The following is a 16483-nucleotide window of genomic DNA, read 5'->3' as shown; positions in this document are numbered from 1 at the left end:
GGTTGTTCAAAAGGCCCCAATTAACTTTTTGAACATGCACTAATAGCACTCAAGCAAAGAGGAGGGGATCTCATGAGCCACAAGGTTGCGATCGTAACCGATAGCACCGCAGATATACCGGAAGAATTGATCCGAAAATACGGAATTCATATTGTTCCGCTGCGTGTTTTGTTCGGGGAAGAAGCTTATGCAGACGGCGTTGATCTGACTTCGGAACAGTTCTACGCCAAATTGGAGAAGGTTTCTGTGCTTCCTACAACCTCACAGCCTTCTCCCACCGAATTCATGAATATCTACCAGTCACTGCTGGATGAAGACCCGGAACGGCCCATAGTATCGATTCATTTGTCTTCCGGCATGAGTGGGACCTATCAATCGGCATTGCTCGGCAAATCGTTGCTGGAGCGTGAAGTTGATATCACGGTGTTAGATTCGAAGTCTGCATCCTATGGATATGGTTTATTGGTCGTACAGGCTGCTGAACTTGCCGAACAGGGGAAGACAGCAGCTGAAATTGCTACCGCTGTCGAAAGTATGCAGCAGAGCCGCAAGCTGTTCTTTCTCGTAGATACGTTGGAGTATCTTCAGAAAGGCGGTCGGATTGGCAAGGCTGCCGCCATCTTGGGAACACTGCTGAATATTAAACCAATCTTGTCCATTGATAAGGAAGGCGTTATTTATGCAGTGGAGAAAGTCAGAGGTCACAAAAAAGCCATGGCACGTATTATTGAGCTGTTTCAGCAGGATCTCGCGGGTCAACGTGTTAATTTGGCGGTAGGTCATACTGCAGACCCCGGATCAGCAATCGCTTGTGCAGAGCAGTTGCGAGGGCATTTTACACTGAATGAAGTGGTATATACCAATATTGGAGCCGTCGTTGGCAGTCATGTTGGGCCTGGCGTAATTGCTATCTTTATGTGGCCTGTTCCGGAATGAGGGATTAGACATGAAATGGGAAGAAATATCGGTTAAACAAATTAGCGGCGTGAGTGCTCTCAAAGAGGGAGAGCTTCACGCCTTTGGCATCTCTACTGTAAAAGACCTGCTTGAATACTATCCTTTCCGTTACGAGGATTATCGCCTGCGTTCGCTCAGCGAAGTGAAGGATGGGGATAAAATTACGGTGCAGGGCAAAGTGATGGGTATCCCGGTGTTGCAGCGCTATGGCAAAAAGTCACGCCTTACCTGTAAAATCATGACGGAAGAGTGGATGATTTCAGCCACCTGGTTCAATCGGCATTTTCTGAAGGAGCAGCTTACGCCCAATCGGGAGATTGTCATTACTGGGAAATGGGAACAAAAACGCATGCAGATGACTGTAACGGACTCGGAATTCCCGGATAAAGGGGACGGGCGTTCGGGCACGCTGCAGCCTGTGTATTCGGTAACCGGCAAGCTTACGCAATCCTGGATGCGCAAAACGATTAATCAGGGCTTAGTTCAATTCGGGGACATGATTCCTGAGATTCTGCCTCAATCTATCATGAAGAAATATGGATTCATGCCCCGCAAACAGGCGATTGCCGGGATTCATCGCCCGCAGGATAACCGGGAAGGCCAGCAGGCCAGACAGCGGATGGTATATGAGGAACTGTTTTTGTTCCAACTCAAGATGCAGGCGTATCGCGCTTTGAACCGGGATCGCATGGATGGTGTAGTACATATAACGGACAATACGACGATTCGCGAGTTTGTTCGGAGTCTGCCGTTTGAGTTAACGGATGCACAGAAAAAGGTTGAACTTGAAATTCTGCATGATATGCGTTCACCCTATTCGATGAACCGGTTGCTACAAGGGGATGTAGGCTCAGGTAAAACGGTTATTGCGGCGATTGCCCTCTATACAACAGTTCGATCCGGGTTTCAGGGGGCTCTGATGGTGCCTACGGAGATTCTGGCAGAGCAGCATATGCGTTCACTGCAAAAGCTGTTTGAACCTTTTGGCGTTACTGTGGGGCTGTTAACGGGCAGTGTCAATGGGCGCAAGCGCAAAGATCTAATCGCATCCCTGCAAATGGGGTTAATCGATATCGTTGTGGGTACACACGCCCTGATTCAGGAAGATGTATTCTTCCGTGATCTGGGTCTTGTGGTGACGGACGAGCAGCATCGCTTCGGTGTGAACCAGCGCAGTATTTTGCGTCGTAAAGGGTATAACCCGGATGTGTTAACGATGACGGCTACACCCATTCCGCGAACCTTGGCCATTACGGCTTTTGGTGATATTGAAGTATCCACGATCTCGGAACGTCCAAAGGGACGGATTCCCATCTCAACGTATTGGGTCAAGCATGACATGATGGAGCGAGTTCTTGGTTTTATTTCCAGAGAAGTAGACCAGGGACGTCAGGCCTATCTGATCTGTCCGCTTATTGAAGAGTCGGAGAAGCTGGATGTACAGAATGCGATTGACCTGCATATCCAGATGCAGCAGAACTTTCCGAAGTACCGCGTAGGTCTGCTGCATGGACGGATGACGGCTGCCGAGAAGGAAGAGATGATGCGTTACTTTTACAGCAACGAAATTCAGCTTCTCGTCTCGACAACGGTTGTGGAGGTTGGGGTCGATGTGCCTAACGCAACGCTGATGGTCATTATGGATGCGGACCGGTTCGGATTGTCGCAGCTGCATCAGCTTCGTGGCCGGGTCGGTCGGGGCGCTCATGCATCCTACTGTGTGCTCATTGCTGATCCGAAGACAGAAGTGGGGCAGCAGCGCATGAAGGTCATGACGGAAACCGAGGATGGATTCGAAGTGTCCCGTCGAGATCTGGATCTGCGGGGACCGGGAGATTTCTTTGGTACGAAGCAAAGTGGATTGCCCGAGTTTCGTCTGGCTGACATGGTTGCGGATTTTGCCGTGCTGGAGCAGGCGCGAGATGACGTGTCCAGTCTGATTGCCGACGCCAGCTTCTGGACGTCTGTCGACTACACCCCTTTACGTGAATTTTTACAGCAGCAGCAAGTGTTCCAGGGTGATCTAATCGATTGAGTGGGCCCTTGGAGCAATGGTTTTCCACATTTTGCGTGAGAAAAGGTCAAGTGTACAAGCCCTCCTGTCATATGAATAAGAAGTGAGTTCATTATTCGGGAGGTGCTGTACGTTTTGGGTTATCAACAATATGGAATCAGTCCGCAGCTGGTGGAGCGGATCAAAACGAAGATGAAAAATCCCGCTGTCAAAGAGCGTATCAAAAAGCTGATTGATGGAGTTACCAAGTCCGATTTGCAGGATAAGGCCAAGGTAAGAAGATTGGTCAGATCATCATCAGTCATTATGAACGAGAATTTTTCGACGGCCCAGGAGGAACAATTCGTTGCTTTTGTCCTTGCGCAGAAGATTGATCCGAACAATACGTTTCATTTGATTAAGCTGTGGGGCATGTTTAGGTAGGCTTGATGTAATGTTGGGTGGGTTAAAATGAACTACATGGTGTTACACGTGGCCACTCCGAGTGCAGTACCATCTTCCGATCGCTGTTATCCCCGGATTTTTATATTATAATTTCAAAAGGGTAAAATCCGGGGATAAAGGCGAACGCTTCGCTTCTCCAGATTGGTTCTGCACTCTCCGTTACTGTGTAACTGGGAGTTCACTCTAAAAACCCAAATTACATTCAAGTGTGTGGTATGTAGGAAAGGGTGTTCCATTAGTCATTATGACTTCATGGAACACCCCTTTTTTTGTAAGGACAGGATGAATGTTGCATGATACCAAAAGCACTTTGCAAAAAAATGAGTTGGTATATTGAAGTATTGAACGACGGGATACATGCTATTTGTAAAATAGTGATTTGGATCGTGTTTGCTTGGGAAAAACCCATTTATGGTGTCTCCGTATCACTCTTTATTTTGAATAAAGAAAGAGCTGGTAGCTATTAAAGATGCGATAAACACTAAAATTAAAATGTTGTTATAAGGGGCTTCTTTAAATATGTAGTTTTGGACTATGAGTACCAGGATCGAAATACATAAGATGATTCTGAGGATATGAGCAGATGAGCGATTGGGGTTCTTCGTACGCTTGGAAATAAAATAAATGATGTACCACAATTCACTAAAAAGCAGAAGTGAACCTATGAGTAGTATTAACAACATTCAAATACACCTTTCTTAAATGAATAACGTCTATCTGTTGGCATAACCATCCAATTAATTATAACACAGTGGAATTCTTGAAGTGGAGTTTTCACAGGATTGACTTTGCTTTCCTCCTGAGGGAGCGGTAAACTGTTGCATACGAGCATATATAGAACTCAAAGTGAGGAAAACGCTGCTATGATCAGGGGCGTTTATTTTTGATGGATGTGGGGGATGTCAGGTTGACGGAGATGTTTACGATGCTGCTGGGTTTGTTCGAACGGGCGGCGCTGCTAATTATATTTTTATTCTTCCTGTCGAGGGTACCACGGTTTAGACAGATTTTGCAAAAGGGAAAATTGAGATGGCAGGAATACATCGCGGTTACCTTGTTATTCTGTGCATTTGCGATTTTCGGAACGTATACCGGTATTAATGTGGAAGGCTCGCTGGTGAATGTGCGTATTATTGCGGTCCTGTCGGGTGGGATTTTATTTGGAGCGCCTGTGGGTATCATTACGGGGATTGTCTCCGGGGTGCATCGTTACTTAATCGATATGGATGGAGTCACGGCGATCCCATGTCTGATCACGAGTATCCTTGCAGGTTTGGTCTCAGGATATATACATAAGTATACACCCAAGCCAAAGCGATGGATCATCGGTATTGGTGCCGGCATGATCTGTGAAGCACTCACGATGCTGCTTATCCTGCTGTATTCCTATCCCGATCCACTGGGTGCTGATATTGTCTCGAAGATTGCACTGCCGATGATATTGGGCGAGGTGAATATTGGACTGATTGTGCTGCTGGTGCAGAGTGTCGAAGGAGAAAAGGAAATGATTGCAGCTCGGCAGGCGAAGCTTGCGCTGGACATTGCCAACAAGACCTTGCCATACTTCCGTTCCATTGATGAGGATTCTCTGCGAACGATCTGCCGGATTATTCAGGAGGATATCCAAGCCGATGCGGTTGCGATTACGGATACCCGAAATGTACTGGCTTATGTGGGATTTGGTGAGGAACGATATCACATCGGCAATGAAATCATTAGTGAAATGACCAAGAAGACAATCTCCAGTGGAGAGATTACGATCAGCAATGATGTGATTGATGAAAAAACGCCGGATATCCACTCCCTGTTAATCATTCCACTCAAAGAGCGGGGGGAAATAACGGGAGCGCTCAAAATCTATTACCGCAAAGCCTACAAAATTACGTATCCATTGCAAACGATGGCTGTGGGCCTCTCCCAGATCATCTCGACTCAGATGGAGGTGTCGCGGGTGGAGGAGATCAAGGCTGCTGCCAATAAAGCGGAGCTGCGTGCATTACAGACCACGATCCATCCTCATTTTCTATTTAATGCGCTGAACGCGATTGCCTCTTCCATTCGCACCAAGCCGGATCGGGCGCGTGAGTTGATTGTGAATTTGTCGGGATATATGCGATATAATCTGGAGCTATCAGATGAACTAATCGACATTCACAAGGAGCTGGAGCAGGTTCGCAATTATGTGGAAATTGAGAAAGCCCGCTTCGGCAGCAGACTTAACGTCATCTATGATATTGATGAAGTGGCTGTGCATATTCCAAGTCTGGTGATTCAGCCGCTCGTCGAAAATGCCATTATTCATGGCATTCTTAAGGTCAAAGGACCCGGGACTGTGCGAATTCGGGTACAGGATTATCCTGAATTTGTACGAATCGGTGTCAGTGATACAGGAGCAGGCATTGGAGCAGACATTATAGAGCAGGTCTACCATGACCGTATGCCAGGCAACCAGATCGGGTTGTATAATGTACATCGCCGGGTGAAGCTCATCTATGGACAAGGATTGATTATTACTAGGCTGGAGCAAGGAACCGATATTCTATTTGATGTGCCCAAAGGAGATGTCGTTACAAGGTGATGAATGATCAATGAGAGCCCTTATTGTTGAAGACGAGATTCCTGCAAGTGAGGAACTGAATTATCTAATACAGGAACATAGCCAGATTGAGGTGGTGGCTTGCCTGGAAGATGGACTCGATGTGTTGAAATTTCTGCAAGAACAGGAAGTCGACGTTATTTTTCTCGATATCAATATTCCTTCGCTGGATGGCATGATGCTGGCGCATCATATTGGGAAGTTTGCCATTAAACCCTATATTGTATTTACCACTGCGTACAAGGAACATGCTGCGGAGGCCTTTGAGCTGGAGGCGTTTGACTATATTCTGAAGCCCTATGATGAGAAACGAATTGCAGCGATGCTGAATAAGCTGGAGACGGCATTCAAACGTGATCATGTGCCAGACGAACATCCTGATGAGGATGGACAGGCCCTTATTGCTGATGGTGGACATTCTGCACAGGGAGCTATAATCCGGGATATCGATTCCCTGACAGGGAGAAGAATTAATCTGCTGCGTAATGAGAATATTATTGTTACGGACACAGCAGATATCTATTATGCGGAAGCGCAAGAGAAAGTGACGAAGGTGTATACCAAAAATGGTGAGTTCACCATGCCGGCGAGCATTACGGATTTTCACAGCCGTCTGCCGCAGGACACTTTCTTCCGTTGCCACCGCTCCTACTTGGTGAATCTGTCTCAAATCCGTGAAATTGTGCCCTGGTTTAACAATACCTATCTGCTCCGTCTGCGCGATCTGGAGGCTGAAGTACCCGTGAGTCGTGGTAAGGTCAAGGAATTCAGGCAGCTCATGCGCATCTAGAGGCATTTCATTCCGCTTCTGATGCAACTCATGCTCAAATCGATGTAGTGAATCCCCTTTCAGGTATGATTAGCTTGTGAACGCATTCATATATATGACATCGGCAAAGGGGAGATCACGATGAAAGCAGCTATTTCATCCGCTTCATCAACACCTGAATCAACATTTGCACCTACGAAAATGAATCGCTGGCTTATTGTATTGGGAACCATTATTGTTCAAATGGGTCTCGGAACCATCTACACTTGGAGTTTATTTAACCAACCGCTGTCTGATCGTTTCGGATGGGACGTCAGCTCGGTCGCGATAACTTTTTCGATTACCAGTTTTGCCTTGGCAATTGCTACATTATTTGCGGGGCGGTTGCAGGAACGTTGGGGGCTTCAGCGCCTGATTCGTGTAGCCGGGATTGTGCTTGGGGTGGGACTTGTTCTTAGTTCTCAAGTGACGTCGTTAACACTGCTTTACATTTTGGCCGGATTTGTGGTTGGATTTGCGGATGGCACGGCATACATTACGTCGTTGTCTAATCTGATCAAATGGTTCCCGGAGCGAAAAGGTCTGATCTCGGGCATCTCCGTCGGAGCTTTCGGTACCGGTAGTCTATTGTTCAAATATGTGAACTCGGCATTAATTGGTGCTGTTGGTCCTGCTCAGGCATTTATGTATTGGGGAGTGATTGTCCTTGTTCTGGTAGTTGCCGGATCATTCCTGATTCGTGACGCCGTTGTTCGTGAACAAGCCCCGGCAAGCAGTGCTGAAGGAACGAAACAAGTGGAAGTACGTCGTGATTATACAGTCAAAGAAATGCTGCGTACAAAAGAAGCTTATATGCTGTTCGTTATTTTCTTCACGGCGTGTATGAGCGGATTGTATCTGATCGGTATTGTCAAAGATATCGGCGTGCAGCTCGCAGGGCTGGATGTAGCTACGGCTGCGAACGCAGTAGCCATGGTTGCGATCTTTAACACGGCTGGACGTATCATTCTGGGTGCGTTGTCTGATAAAGTAGGGCGGATGAAGGTCATCGCGGGAGCGCTGCTTGTTACCGCAGTAGCCGTTATGACACTTAGTCTGGTGCCACTGACCTTCGGAATCTTCTTCGCCTGTGTGGCGGCAGTAGCCTTCTGCTTCGGCGGGAATATTACGGTATTTCCGGCGATTGTAGCCGACTACTTTGGACTGAAGAATCAGAGTAAAAATTACGGCGTCATCTATCAGGGATTTGGATTTGGTGCTTTGGCCGGATCGTTTATTAGCGCCCTGCTGGGCGGATTCCATCTTACCTTTATTGTAATTGCTGTACTCTGTGCGGTCTCTCTGTTGCTGGCTCTGATTATTACACCTCCGGGTCAAGGTCGTCGAGCACGTGAACGTGACAAACGGATGAACCTTAACCCTTCATCTCGCGCAAGCTGAGCGTAGTGATGTTCTACATGATATAGAAGAAGCAGGCGGTCTCTACGGAGGCCGCTTTTTTGATACAGCCGAGATTGGAGTGGGCGGAAGCAGATGGCTTGTCGGGTGGTTGTGTGCAATGCATCGTTCGCTTCTGTTATACTTTAGGTGAATTTAATGAGGTAAAGCCAAGCTTGGTATCCAGAGGAGGTATATTATGAATTTCGTAAAATACACGCAACCTGATTTTGCCGATTATTATGCTCTTGTGTCCAATATTGAAGTCATGCAACAGATTACGGAGCGTGCTCTTCCCGAGCATGAAGCTACAGCGGAATTTGAATCCATGCTGAATTATAATCTCGGCAATAATTGTGGATATTATCGGATATCTGGTGAAGATGGGGCAGGGATGGCCTACGCCAAACTGATCCCGGATGAATCCGATCCGTCACGAGCGGAAATGGGTTATATGATCTTGCCGGAGTATTGGGGGAAAGGGCATGGGACAAAGATCGCGGCTCGGCTAATTATTCAGGCACAGGCGGCAGGGATTGCTGTACTCTATGCGGTAATCGATCCGTCCAATGCGGCATCCCGTCGAATATTGCTGAGACAGAACTTTGTATCCACATGGGTTGGGGATTATGAGGGGTTACCTGGCGAGATCCTGGAATTGAACCTTCAGGCGAAGCGGTAAAGAAACAGGCCTTACGGGTAATACATACCTATCCGGGTATTTTGCATCACTTCGATTGGAACTCGCCATTCGGGTACATGCAGAATACTCATCCAGAGATGTGGAGGAGATGCATATGAGCAATTCAACAATGGAGCGTCTGAATTTATTACTGCCGGAGTGGCTGGAGACCAGTCGTCTGCACACCGGGCAGGGCAAAGTGGCCTCTTATATTCCGGAGCTTGTCAAAGCCTCACAGGATGAGCTCGGTATACATATCATGGACGCCGAAGGTAACGATGTGTCGGCAGGGGATTGCGGTGTTCCATTTACGATGCAAAGTATTTCCAAAGTATTTACCCTTATTCTGGCCCTGATGGATCATGGGGAAGAAGCAGTCTTCTTTAATGTAGGAAAAGAACCCACCGGGGATGATTATGACTCAATGATCAAGCTCGAACTGGTGGAGCCGGGCATTCCGTTTAATCCCTTGATCAATGCGGGTGCAATTACGGTATCGTCTCTGATTGGCGGAGATTGCAAGGAAGAGAAATCCCGGCGCATTTTGGAGTTTTTCCGCAAGCTGGCGAATAATGATCGGCTGGGCTATAACGAAGAGGTATTCGAGTCCGAATCGGAGAGCGGTCACCTGAACCGGTCACTTGGTTATTTTCTGAAGCACAATGGTGTAATCAAGGATGACGTGGAAGATGTACTCGCCGTGTATTTCCGTCACTGCTCCATTGAAGTAACCTGTGCGGATCTGGCACGGATGGCACTGGTGTTAGCCTATGATGGAACTGATCCGATTACGGGCGAAGAACTCATCCCTCGCCGTTATGTACAGATTGCCAAAACCTTCATGACCACCTGCGGGATGTATAATGCATCCGGTGAATTCGCAATCGAGGTCGGTTTGCCCGCAAAGAGTGGTGTATCCGGTGGGATTCTCACCTTGGTACCAGGCCAGTTTGGTATTGGTCTTGTAGGGCCGGCCCTGAATCGGAAAGGCAACAGCATCGCTGGAGTTCATCTGCTGGAGCGCCTTTCCAAAGAGTTCGACTGGAGTTTTTTCTGAAAATCCATTTCTGCATCCTCCTGAGTAGCCGATGAATCACCAAATCTGCCTTTTGCTTCTTTGGAACGAAATGACCGGATGCGGATACGCTTTGCTGGCTGCTTTAGGTACCCATTAAGGAAGCGTAGGATCACGGTCCTGCATGGCAACGGCTATGCTGCATCTATCATAGAATACCCGCAACGCTGGGGTGAGTGTGGAATGCTCCTTTTTTACCAAGCCCGTTTGCCTGAGAAGCTACACAGGTGATTCCCCTGATCGGCTGTGCTCTATAAAACATAGTTCATATTGACGAGTTCAATATTTGCGAAAGTGACCCTGCCCTTAGCGGCTGGGTCTTTTCTTAAATTTCGTTTTTCTCAGCTTTACTCGCTTATTCCTCTCATTCATTCATTGGCTAGCACCACATCCGTAATGAGGTTCATCTGAATATCCCGGGTCCCGCTTTCCGTAAGCAGTCTGAGCGTACGGGCAGGAGAGTTCAGTCGAAGTACCTGTCCGGTAAAGCGGATATCATCATGTTCATGGAACAGGGTGATGGTGATAGCATCCCCAAGCACCATCGAGTTACTGAGCAAACGGGACATTTCTTCTGCTGCTTGGGCATCAAGGGATGGCCGGGTACGGGGAGCAAGTTGCTCCTGGTGGATGATATAAGCTTCCCGGTGTTCGGGGAGCATCATGCGTGAGGACTCAAAGATCCCGTTTTGCTGCAATTTTTTACTCATTTATAGTGACCTCCAATTTTATGAGAACGGTCCTGTGCCTGCGCGGACGAGCAGAGCGAGGAGGCCCGCATGATCGCGGTCTCTCCGAACTTACGCTTGATGTCATCCGTGGCACGTTCCAGTTCTCTTTTGCGTTCACGGTCATCGAACCAGGACAGCTGGACTTCGGAATCGGGCACGAGTCCGGTCAGTGACACACTAATGCGGCGAATGGGTAATCCGTCCCAATGGCGCAGAAACAGAGCTGCTGCCGCATCGTATACTTCATCGGTGATATTGGTAGGTTCATTCACCTTCATCTGGCGTGAGAATCCGGTCGGACGATCGTAATCCTGCCCCCGGCATCCTACAGAGACGACATTACCCATGAGCGATTTGTCCCGGGAACGTCGGCTGACTAGCTCCGCCAGTTCGAGCAGTACCACCTTGATATCTTCCCAGGAGTCATAATCCCGCGGCAGCGTCATCTGATGTCCGATACCCTGCTGCTGATGGGCATATGTCCCGGGTTTGACCGGGGAATCATCGATACCTCGGGCGATACGCCACAGTACCTCGCCGTTCACACCCCAACGATCTCTCAGCCGGGACAGCGGAGTCTGGGCTAGATCACCGATCGTATGAACCCCCATCTTATAGAGATGCTGCGCCATTCGGGAGCCGACCATGAACATGTCTCGCACAGGCTTCTGCCAGATAGTGGACGGTAGATCCTTGCGAGGTAGCGTACAGATGCCTCCGGGGACTTTTTTGGCATACAGATCACAGGCCATCTTGCTGACCACCTTGGTATCGCTGATGCCAATACGAATGTATACGCCCGTCTCATCCATAACCCTGGATTGAATACTGCGTGCAATCGTTTCCGGGTCGCCGAACAAGTCCAAACTTCCGGTGACATCGAGAAATTGTTCATCAATACTATAGGGTTCCACCAGATCCGTGTAAGACTGAAGGATGCGCGTAATATGAAGGGACACCCGAATGTATTCGGCCATCCGAGGGCGAACGACAACCACATCCGGACATTTGGCGAGAGCTTCGCCCAGTCGTTCTGCTGTCGTAATTCCATAGGACTTGGCGAGTGGACAGGCCGCAAGAATAATACCCGAACGGCGCGCCGGATCTCCTGCTACAACGAGGGGGCGGTCCTTGTATTCGGGATGTGCAGACTTCTCCACACTGGCATAGAACGACTGGCAGTCTGCCAGCATAATGACACGTCCGTCTTTGCGGGGCATAATACGTCTCTCCTTCCATCCATGATCCGGTTGCTTTAGAGGTTGTTCAAAAAGTCCGCTTTTGATTACGAATCATGCCTAGCGGCATCATCAGCATCGAAGTTGAAATTCAGCCGAAATAAGTAGATGCTTGCGAAGGTTGTTTCCTTCGGAAACATTGTAGTTGCTCACGTAGTTTCCCCTACGCTCCGCTACTCCATTTCTAGCTTCATTCCATCTTCTCGGTACTGAAAAACAGACTTTTTGAACATGCACCTTTGGTACGGAAATGGGGTTTATTCAACCGTGTTATTTTACAGTTTATTTACAGTATGGAACAAATGTTCCTGTTTTATAAGCATATCGGACAATGTCTGTTGCGGCAACCGGAATTATTTTGCAAATTGGACACAATTGTTGAACAGACCTAATAGAGTCAGAATTTAGGAAATAAGTTGTGCTTTTTTACATTTCATGTAAGAAACCTGTGACTTCTGGGTGATGACCGGGTGTTCATTCTGCAGTTTGTAAAAGTAATAAAAATGGGCACAGTCCTATAGGGGGGACTGACGTCCTTTTTTCATTTTCTGCATTTTTCAGAAAACCTTGATAGGGCGCGGATTTTTGCGGATACATTATCGGACTATAGTATCAATTTTGTAATCTTTATGGTTAATACTGTAAAAATGTCCGCAACTTTAAAATAAACCTTGCGTTTAATGGGGTAAGTGTTCAAGTGAAAATCAATGTTGTAATCCGCGTTGTATATAACAATAACGGGTAGAGACGTGCCAGGATGGAACCCATCAAACCGATGGATACCGTGGCATAAGTTCGTGTCTAGGGAGCATAGGAGTCAGAGGGGCTCTTGCATGCCAGTTGATGGCGCTTTTTACGAATTATGGGCAGAATGTTGCAGTTTATGATTGCTTCCATCAGCCTAGATACAAATGCAGAGTCTTAGAGCTATAGTGAGAACTACACCGCTGACATCTCTACCCCAAGCGGACATCCGAGCGGGATTTCCCGCAAACCTTCATGTCATTTAAGATCCACGATGAAGCAGGATGCATACTAGAGAGGTGAGCAATCAAGAGCCATGAGCAGACAAAGAAGAAAACGCTGGTTGTTGACGATGTTAACAGGAGCGGCCGTAGTGACCGGTGGATTATTGGCCGGATGGCATTACATGCAGCCCCAGCTCGTTACGTACACAGCGGAGAACGGCACAGAGATGAAATTCAAGACCGATGGAGACCGATTCATGGAATATGGGCCGGATGGAACATGGAGGGAGATGTTCGTCAAAGGTGTGAACCTGGGCGCAACTTCGCCAGGCCATTATCCCGGGGAGTTCCCGTTGACCAAAGAGGATTACTTGCGGTGGTTCCAGCAGATCGAGGATCTGGGAGTCAATGTAATCCGAGTGTACACGGTGCATGAACCGATTTTTTACTCTGCATTGGTCGATTATAATCGTGGCCGCGAGCAACCGTTATATTTTATACAGGGCATATGGTCGCCAGAAGAAGAATTGATTGAGAAGCAGGATGCCTATGCTGCCCATATTGAGCAGACGTTCAAACAGGAGATTGAAAAAGCGGTATCTGCTGTCTATGGCGATGCGGACATTCCTGCCAAGCAGGGAGAGTCTAGCGGGAAATATAAGACGAATGCCGGGAAATACCTGATGGCTTGGCATGTGGGTACCGAGTGGGACCCTTCGATGGTGAACAACACGAATGAGAGCCATCCGGATGTGCCGCAGTACAAGGGCGTTCATTTTTCCGGGACGCAGGATGCATCACCGTTCGAGAATTGGCTGGCAGAGCTGCTGGATCATACCGCAGTCCTGGAGAAAAAGTATGGCTGGGAGCATCCGATGACCTTCACCAATTGGGTGACAACCGATGTATTGGATCATCCGGGCGAGCCGCTGTTTGAGGAGGATCTGGTCAGTGTGGATGCGCGTCACATTCAGCCGGAAGAGTGGCAGGGCGGGTATTTTGCAGCGTACCATGTGTACCCTTATTATCCGGACTTGTTCCATACGGACTCAACACTTCGGACTATCCAAGATGCGAACGGCGAGTACAATACGTACAAAAGTTATCTGCGCAGGCTAAAAGCCGAGTTTTCCGATATGCCTGTAATGATTACAGAGTATGGTGTACCGTCTTCACTTGGGATTTCCCATCTGGGGATGGGAGGCCGGGATCAGGGCGGGCATAACGAGGTAGAGCAGGGAGAGATCGACGCGTCGCTGACCCAGGATATTTATGACGAAGGGTATGCGGGAGCGATTTTGTTCATGTGGCAGGATGAATGGTTCAAAAAAACCTGGAACACGATGCCGCTGGAAATTCCGGCAGATCGGCGCTCCTTCTGGCTGAATGTGCTAACGAATGAGAAGATGTTTGGTCTGCTCGCCATGGACCCAGGTAAACAGGAACAGCTGACCATCGACGGAAAGCTGGATGACTGGAACGAACTGAAGGACGAAGAGACCACCGTCTGGCAAGGCAAGGTGGATGGCATCAAGGAGATGAAGATGACCCATGATGAAGCCTACTTGTACATTGGCATGACGCTGGATCAACCTTTTAACCCGGACCAGACCTTGCTGCACATCGGGACGAATACGCTGGATGGTGGCAATCAGCCTGGCAAGCGTCTGCCGAATCGAACCCTCAGTGATGGTCTCGAAACGGTGATCACGCTGGGACAGGATGCTGAATCACAGGTGGAGATCGCCAAGGACTATGACTTTAACCAGCGCCTGTACGGCAAGGACGGTTACGTGATGCTGCCCGAAGAGCAAGGGAATGTGGCAGATCCATTTCATCCATGGAATCTGGTAGTCAGCCTGAGAATGACCCCGCCGGATACCCGGTCCGCGCAACCGTTCATGAATGAAAAGGTGGGTACATTGAAGCGGGGAACAACAGCTCCGGGTCAGTCCGATACGGATTCGTTAACGGCCTGGCAGTATAGCGGTAATCAGGTGGAGATGCGTATTCCCTGGATGCTGCTTGGATTCGGTGACCCGAGTTCACTACAAGCGATCAAGTATGGCGCGCTGAAGGGTGGACAGGAATTCGAAACGGTTGCGGTCCAAGGCATAACGCTGATTCCCTGGCTAATGGATCGTTCCACTGGCAACATCTCTTGGCCTGGTGGCGAACAGAGGACACTGGATGTGAACACGTTGCCTGTGTACAGCTGGCAGCCATGGGAGCAGGTGCAGTACAGTGAGCGACTGAAGCTAAGCTACGAAGAAATGAAGAAACGTTATGAACAAATTCCTAGTTTTCAGACCGAATAAATGAGTATAAAGGAGGACCTTTTCACATGTTTCCGAATTTGGCTTTGGCTTATCTATTTCTATACATCTGTACAGCGCTCGTTGCTGTGGGGGTGATCCTGCTGTTTGCCATGAAAATGTCCCACAACGGCAAACGGAGCAAGACCGAATTTTATGAGCTGAAGCAGCGTGATTACTTCACTTATCTGCAGACGGCGTTGACGGAGGATGGCCCACTGAGATTACCACCAGGCAAGCTGGCTCCCATGGAGCGTCGGGTCATCCAGAACAAGCTTATTGAATGGATCGACCAGTTCAAGGGCGAGTATCGTGACAAATTGATTGTCCTGAGCCGCGAAGCGGGTTTTGTAGAGCATGATCTGAAGGAACTGGAGCGTCTGAGTTATGGTCGCCAGATCGATGCGGCTTATCGTCTGGGCGGTATGCGTTGTCCGGAAGCTGTGCCAGGCTTGATGGCCTTGCTCAAGGATGAGAAGCCCGGCCCGATGGCCATTATGATTGCTCGTTCAATTGCAAGATGTACGACCCGGCAGGGTGAACTGAAAGACATGCTCGCACTGCTGTTGAGCAAAGGAAAATCGATTCATCATCTGGCAGCTGATATTCTGCTCGAAACCAGTCAGGACACCAGCAGACTTCTGATGGAGTTGCTGGAAGATCGCAATCCCGACTTGGTCAAAGTAGGGCTCGTTGCGATGTGGGGACAGGCTGTACCAGAAGTGATGCCTGCACTCGACAGACTGGTTGGCGCAGAACATCAGGATGTACGAGCTGAAGCAGTGAAGCTGTATCTTAGCGCAAGTCCGGCACTTCGGGATGAGACGATTCTGAAACTCATGCAGGATTCAGACCCGGAAGTGCGTGCCGAGGTGGTTCAGGCGCTCGGTTCGAAGCATGCATCAGGCAGTATTCCATTGCTGCGCAAAGCGCTGCGGGATGAAGACTGGGGCGTTCGCTATAACAGTGCGGAGAGCCTGAGCAAGCTGGGTGAACCGGGATTTGAAGCCCTGTGTCAGGCTGCGGTACAAGGTACAGGAGCTGAACGCGAAATTGCGATGCAGCAGATCGAGAGCACGATGCAGTACTCAGGAACAGACCACAAAGCCGTGGACCAGATGATTGCACATAACAAAAAAAGGCTGCTGTATGATCGGTATTTCGGTCCCGTACGAGGGAATCGGCCAAGCAAGAAACGTACAGGTGTAGCTGCGGTAGGAGGGGATTACACTGCTTAGGGATCTATTATTAATCTAC

At 48.7% G+C, this 16483-nt stretch carries 12 protein-coding genes; 10 read left to right on the top strand and 2 right to left on the bottom strand.

All coding sequences use genetic code 11. The annotated features are described in order from the left end of the window. Positions 1-72: 72 nt before the first annotated feature. The 8 genes from ACR32F_RS22070 (at position 73) to glsA (ending at position 9956) form a co-directional block, all read left to right on the top strand. On the top strand, positions 73-936 hold the full coding sequence (locus tag ACR32F_RS22070) for a DegV family protein (protein ID WP_440110779.1): 864 nt from the start codon (positions 73-75) through the stop codon (positions 934-936). Positions 937-946: 10 nt separating this feature from the next. After that, complete coding sequence (recG, locus tag ACR32F_RS22065; RefSeq protein ID WP_440110777.1) at positions 947-2992, top strand: ATP-dependent DNA helicase RecG; 2046 nt, start codon at positions 947-949, stop codon at positions 2990-2992. A 114-nt stretch (positions 2993-3106) separates the two neighbouring features. Next, positions 3107-3394 carry a stage VI sporulation protein F gene (locus tag ACR32F_RS22060; RefSeq protein ID WP_440110775.1) on the top strand — a complete coding sequence of 96 codons (288 nt, stop codon included), beginning with the start codon at positions 3107-3109 and terminating at the stop codon, positions 3392-3394. A gap of 946 nt (positions 3395-4340) precedes the next feature. Beyond that, positions 4341-5993 (top strand): LytS/YhcK type 5TM receptor domain-containing protein, encoded by a 1653-nt coding sequence (locus tag ACR32F_RS22055; RefSeq protein ID WP_440119981.1) that lies wholly within the window; start codon positions 4341-4343, stop codon positions 5991-5993. Positions 5994-6003: 10 nt separating this feature from the next. Continuing rightward, on the top strand, positions 6004-6801 hold the full coding sequence (locus ACR32F_RS22050) for a LytR/AlgR family response regulator transcription factor (protein WP_440110773.1): 798 nt from the start codon (positions 6004-6006) through the stop codon (positions 6799-6801). A gap of 180 nt (positions 6802-6981) precedes the next feature. Further along, the gene (locus tag ACR32F_RS22045; RefSeq protein ID WP_440119980.1) at positions 6982-8220 is read left to right on the top strand and encodes an L-lactate MFS transporter; all 1239 of its coding nucleotides are present in this window, start codon (positions 6982-6984) and stop codon (positions 8218-8220) included. Positions 8221-8416: 196 nt separating this feature from the next. Next, the gene (locus tag ACR32F_RS22040) at positions 8417-8899 is read left to right on the top strand and encodes a GNAT family N-acetyltransferase (protein ID WP_440110771.1); all 483 of its coding nucleotides are present in this window, start codon (positions 8417-8419) and stop codon (positions 8897-8899) included. Between the two features lie 115 nt (positions 8900-9014). Continuing rightward, on the top strand, positions 9015-9956 hold the full coding sequence (gene glsA, locus ACR32F_RS22035) for a glutaminase A (RefSeq protein ID WP_440110769.1): 942 nt from the start codon (positions 9015-9017) through the stop codon (positions 9954-9956). 386 nt (positions 9957-10342) lie between these two features. Here glsA and ACR32F_RS22030 read toward each other — a convergent pair whose 3' ends face one another. Together ACR32F_RS22030 and ACR32F_RS22025 are read right to left on the bottom strand one after the other, a co-directional pair. Further along, positions 10343-10684: a YolD-like family protein gene (locus tag ACR32F_RS22030; protein ID WP_440110767.1), complete on the bottom strand. Its 342-nt coding sequence runs from the start codon at positions 10682-10684 to the stop codon at positions 10343-10345. Then, a complete protein-coding gene (locus tag ACR32F_RS22025) occupies positions 10681-11925 on the bottom strand; it encodes a DNA polymerase IV (protein ID WP_440110765.1) in 1245 nt (414 codons plus the stop codon). The genes ACR32F_RS22030 and ACR32F_RS22025 overlap by 4 nt, the downstream gene beginning before the upstream one ends. Before the next feature lie 1078 nt (positions 11926-13003). Between ACR32F_RS22025 and ACR32F_RS22020 the strand changes: the two genes are divergently transcribed. Together ACR32F_RS22020 and ACR32F_RS22015 are read left to right on the top strand one after the other, a co-directional pair. After that, positions 13004-15229: a hypothetical protein gene (locus ACR32F_RS22020; protein WP_440110763.1), complete on the top strand. Its 2226-nt coding sequence runs from the start codon at positions 13004-13006 to the stop codon at positions 15227-15229. 26 nt (positions 15230-15255) lie between these two features. Next, positions 15256-16464, top strand: coding sequence for a HEAT repeat domain-containing protein (locus ACR32F_RS22015; protein WP_440110761.1), 1209 nt, complete (start codon positions 15256-15258; stop codon positions 16462-16464). The last annotated feature ends 19 nt before the right edge of the window (positions 16465-16483 follow it).

It is taken from the genome of Paenibacillus hebaui (genome assembly GCF_051934385.1).
In the GTDB taxonomy this organism is placed as follows: Bacteria; Bacillota; Bacilli; order Paenibacillales; family Paenibacillaceae; genus Paenibacillus.
Note: the sequence above shows the minus strand (reverse complement) of the source record. Positions and strands in the feature narration are given on the sequence as shown.

Bases quoted from the DNA above. Each gene is read 5' to 3' on its own strand.
- ACR32F_RS22070 (WP_440110779.1), top strand. From the start codon at position 73: ATGAGCCACAAGGTTGCGATCGTAACCGATAGCACCGCAGATATACCG.
- recG (WP_440110777.1), top strand. From the start codon at position 947: ATGAAATGGGAAGAAATATCGGTTAAACAAATTAGCGGCGTGAGTGCT.
- ACR32F_RS22055 (WP_440119981.1), top strand. From the start codon at position 4,341: ATGCTGCTGGGTTTGTTCGAACGGGCGGCGCTGCTAATTATATTTTTA.
- ACR32F_RS22050 (WP_440110773.1), top strand. From the start codon at position 6,004: ATGAGAGCCCTTATTGTTGAAGACGAGATTCCTGCAAGTGAGGAACTG.
- ACR32F_RS22045 (WP_440119980.1), top strand. From the start codon at position 6,982: ATGAATCGCTGGCTTATTGTATTGGGAACCATTATTGTTCAAATGGGT.
- ACR32F_RS22040 (WP_440110771.1), top strand. From the start codon at position 8,417: ATGAATTTCGTAAAATACACGCAACCTGATTTTGCCGATTATTATGCT.
- glsA (WP_440110769.1), top strand. From the start codon at position 9,015: ATGAGCAATTCAACAATGGAGCGTCTGAATTTATTACTGCCGGAGTGG.
- ACR32F_RS22030 (WP_440110767.1), bottom strand. From the start codon at position 10,684: ATGAGTAAAAAATTGCAGCAAAACGGGATCTTTGAGTCCTCACGCATG.
- ACR32F_RS22025 (WP_440110765.1), bottom strand. From the start codon at position 11,925: ATGCCCCGCAAAGACGGACGTGTCATTATGCTGGCAGACTGCCAGTCG.
- ACR32F_RS22020 (WP_440110763.1), top strand. From the start codon at position 13,004: ATGAGCAGACAAAGAAGAAAACGCTGGTTGTTGACGATGTTAACAGGA.
- ACR32F_RS22015 (WP_440110761.1), top strand. From the start codon at position 15,256: ATGTTTCCGAATTTGGCTTTGGCTTATCTATTTCTATACATCTGTACA.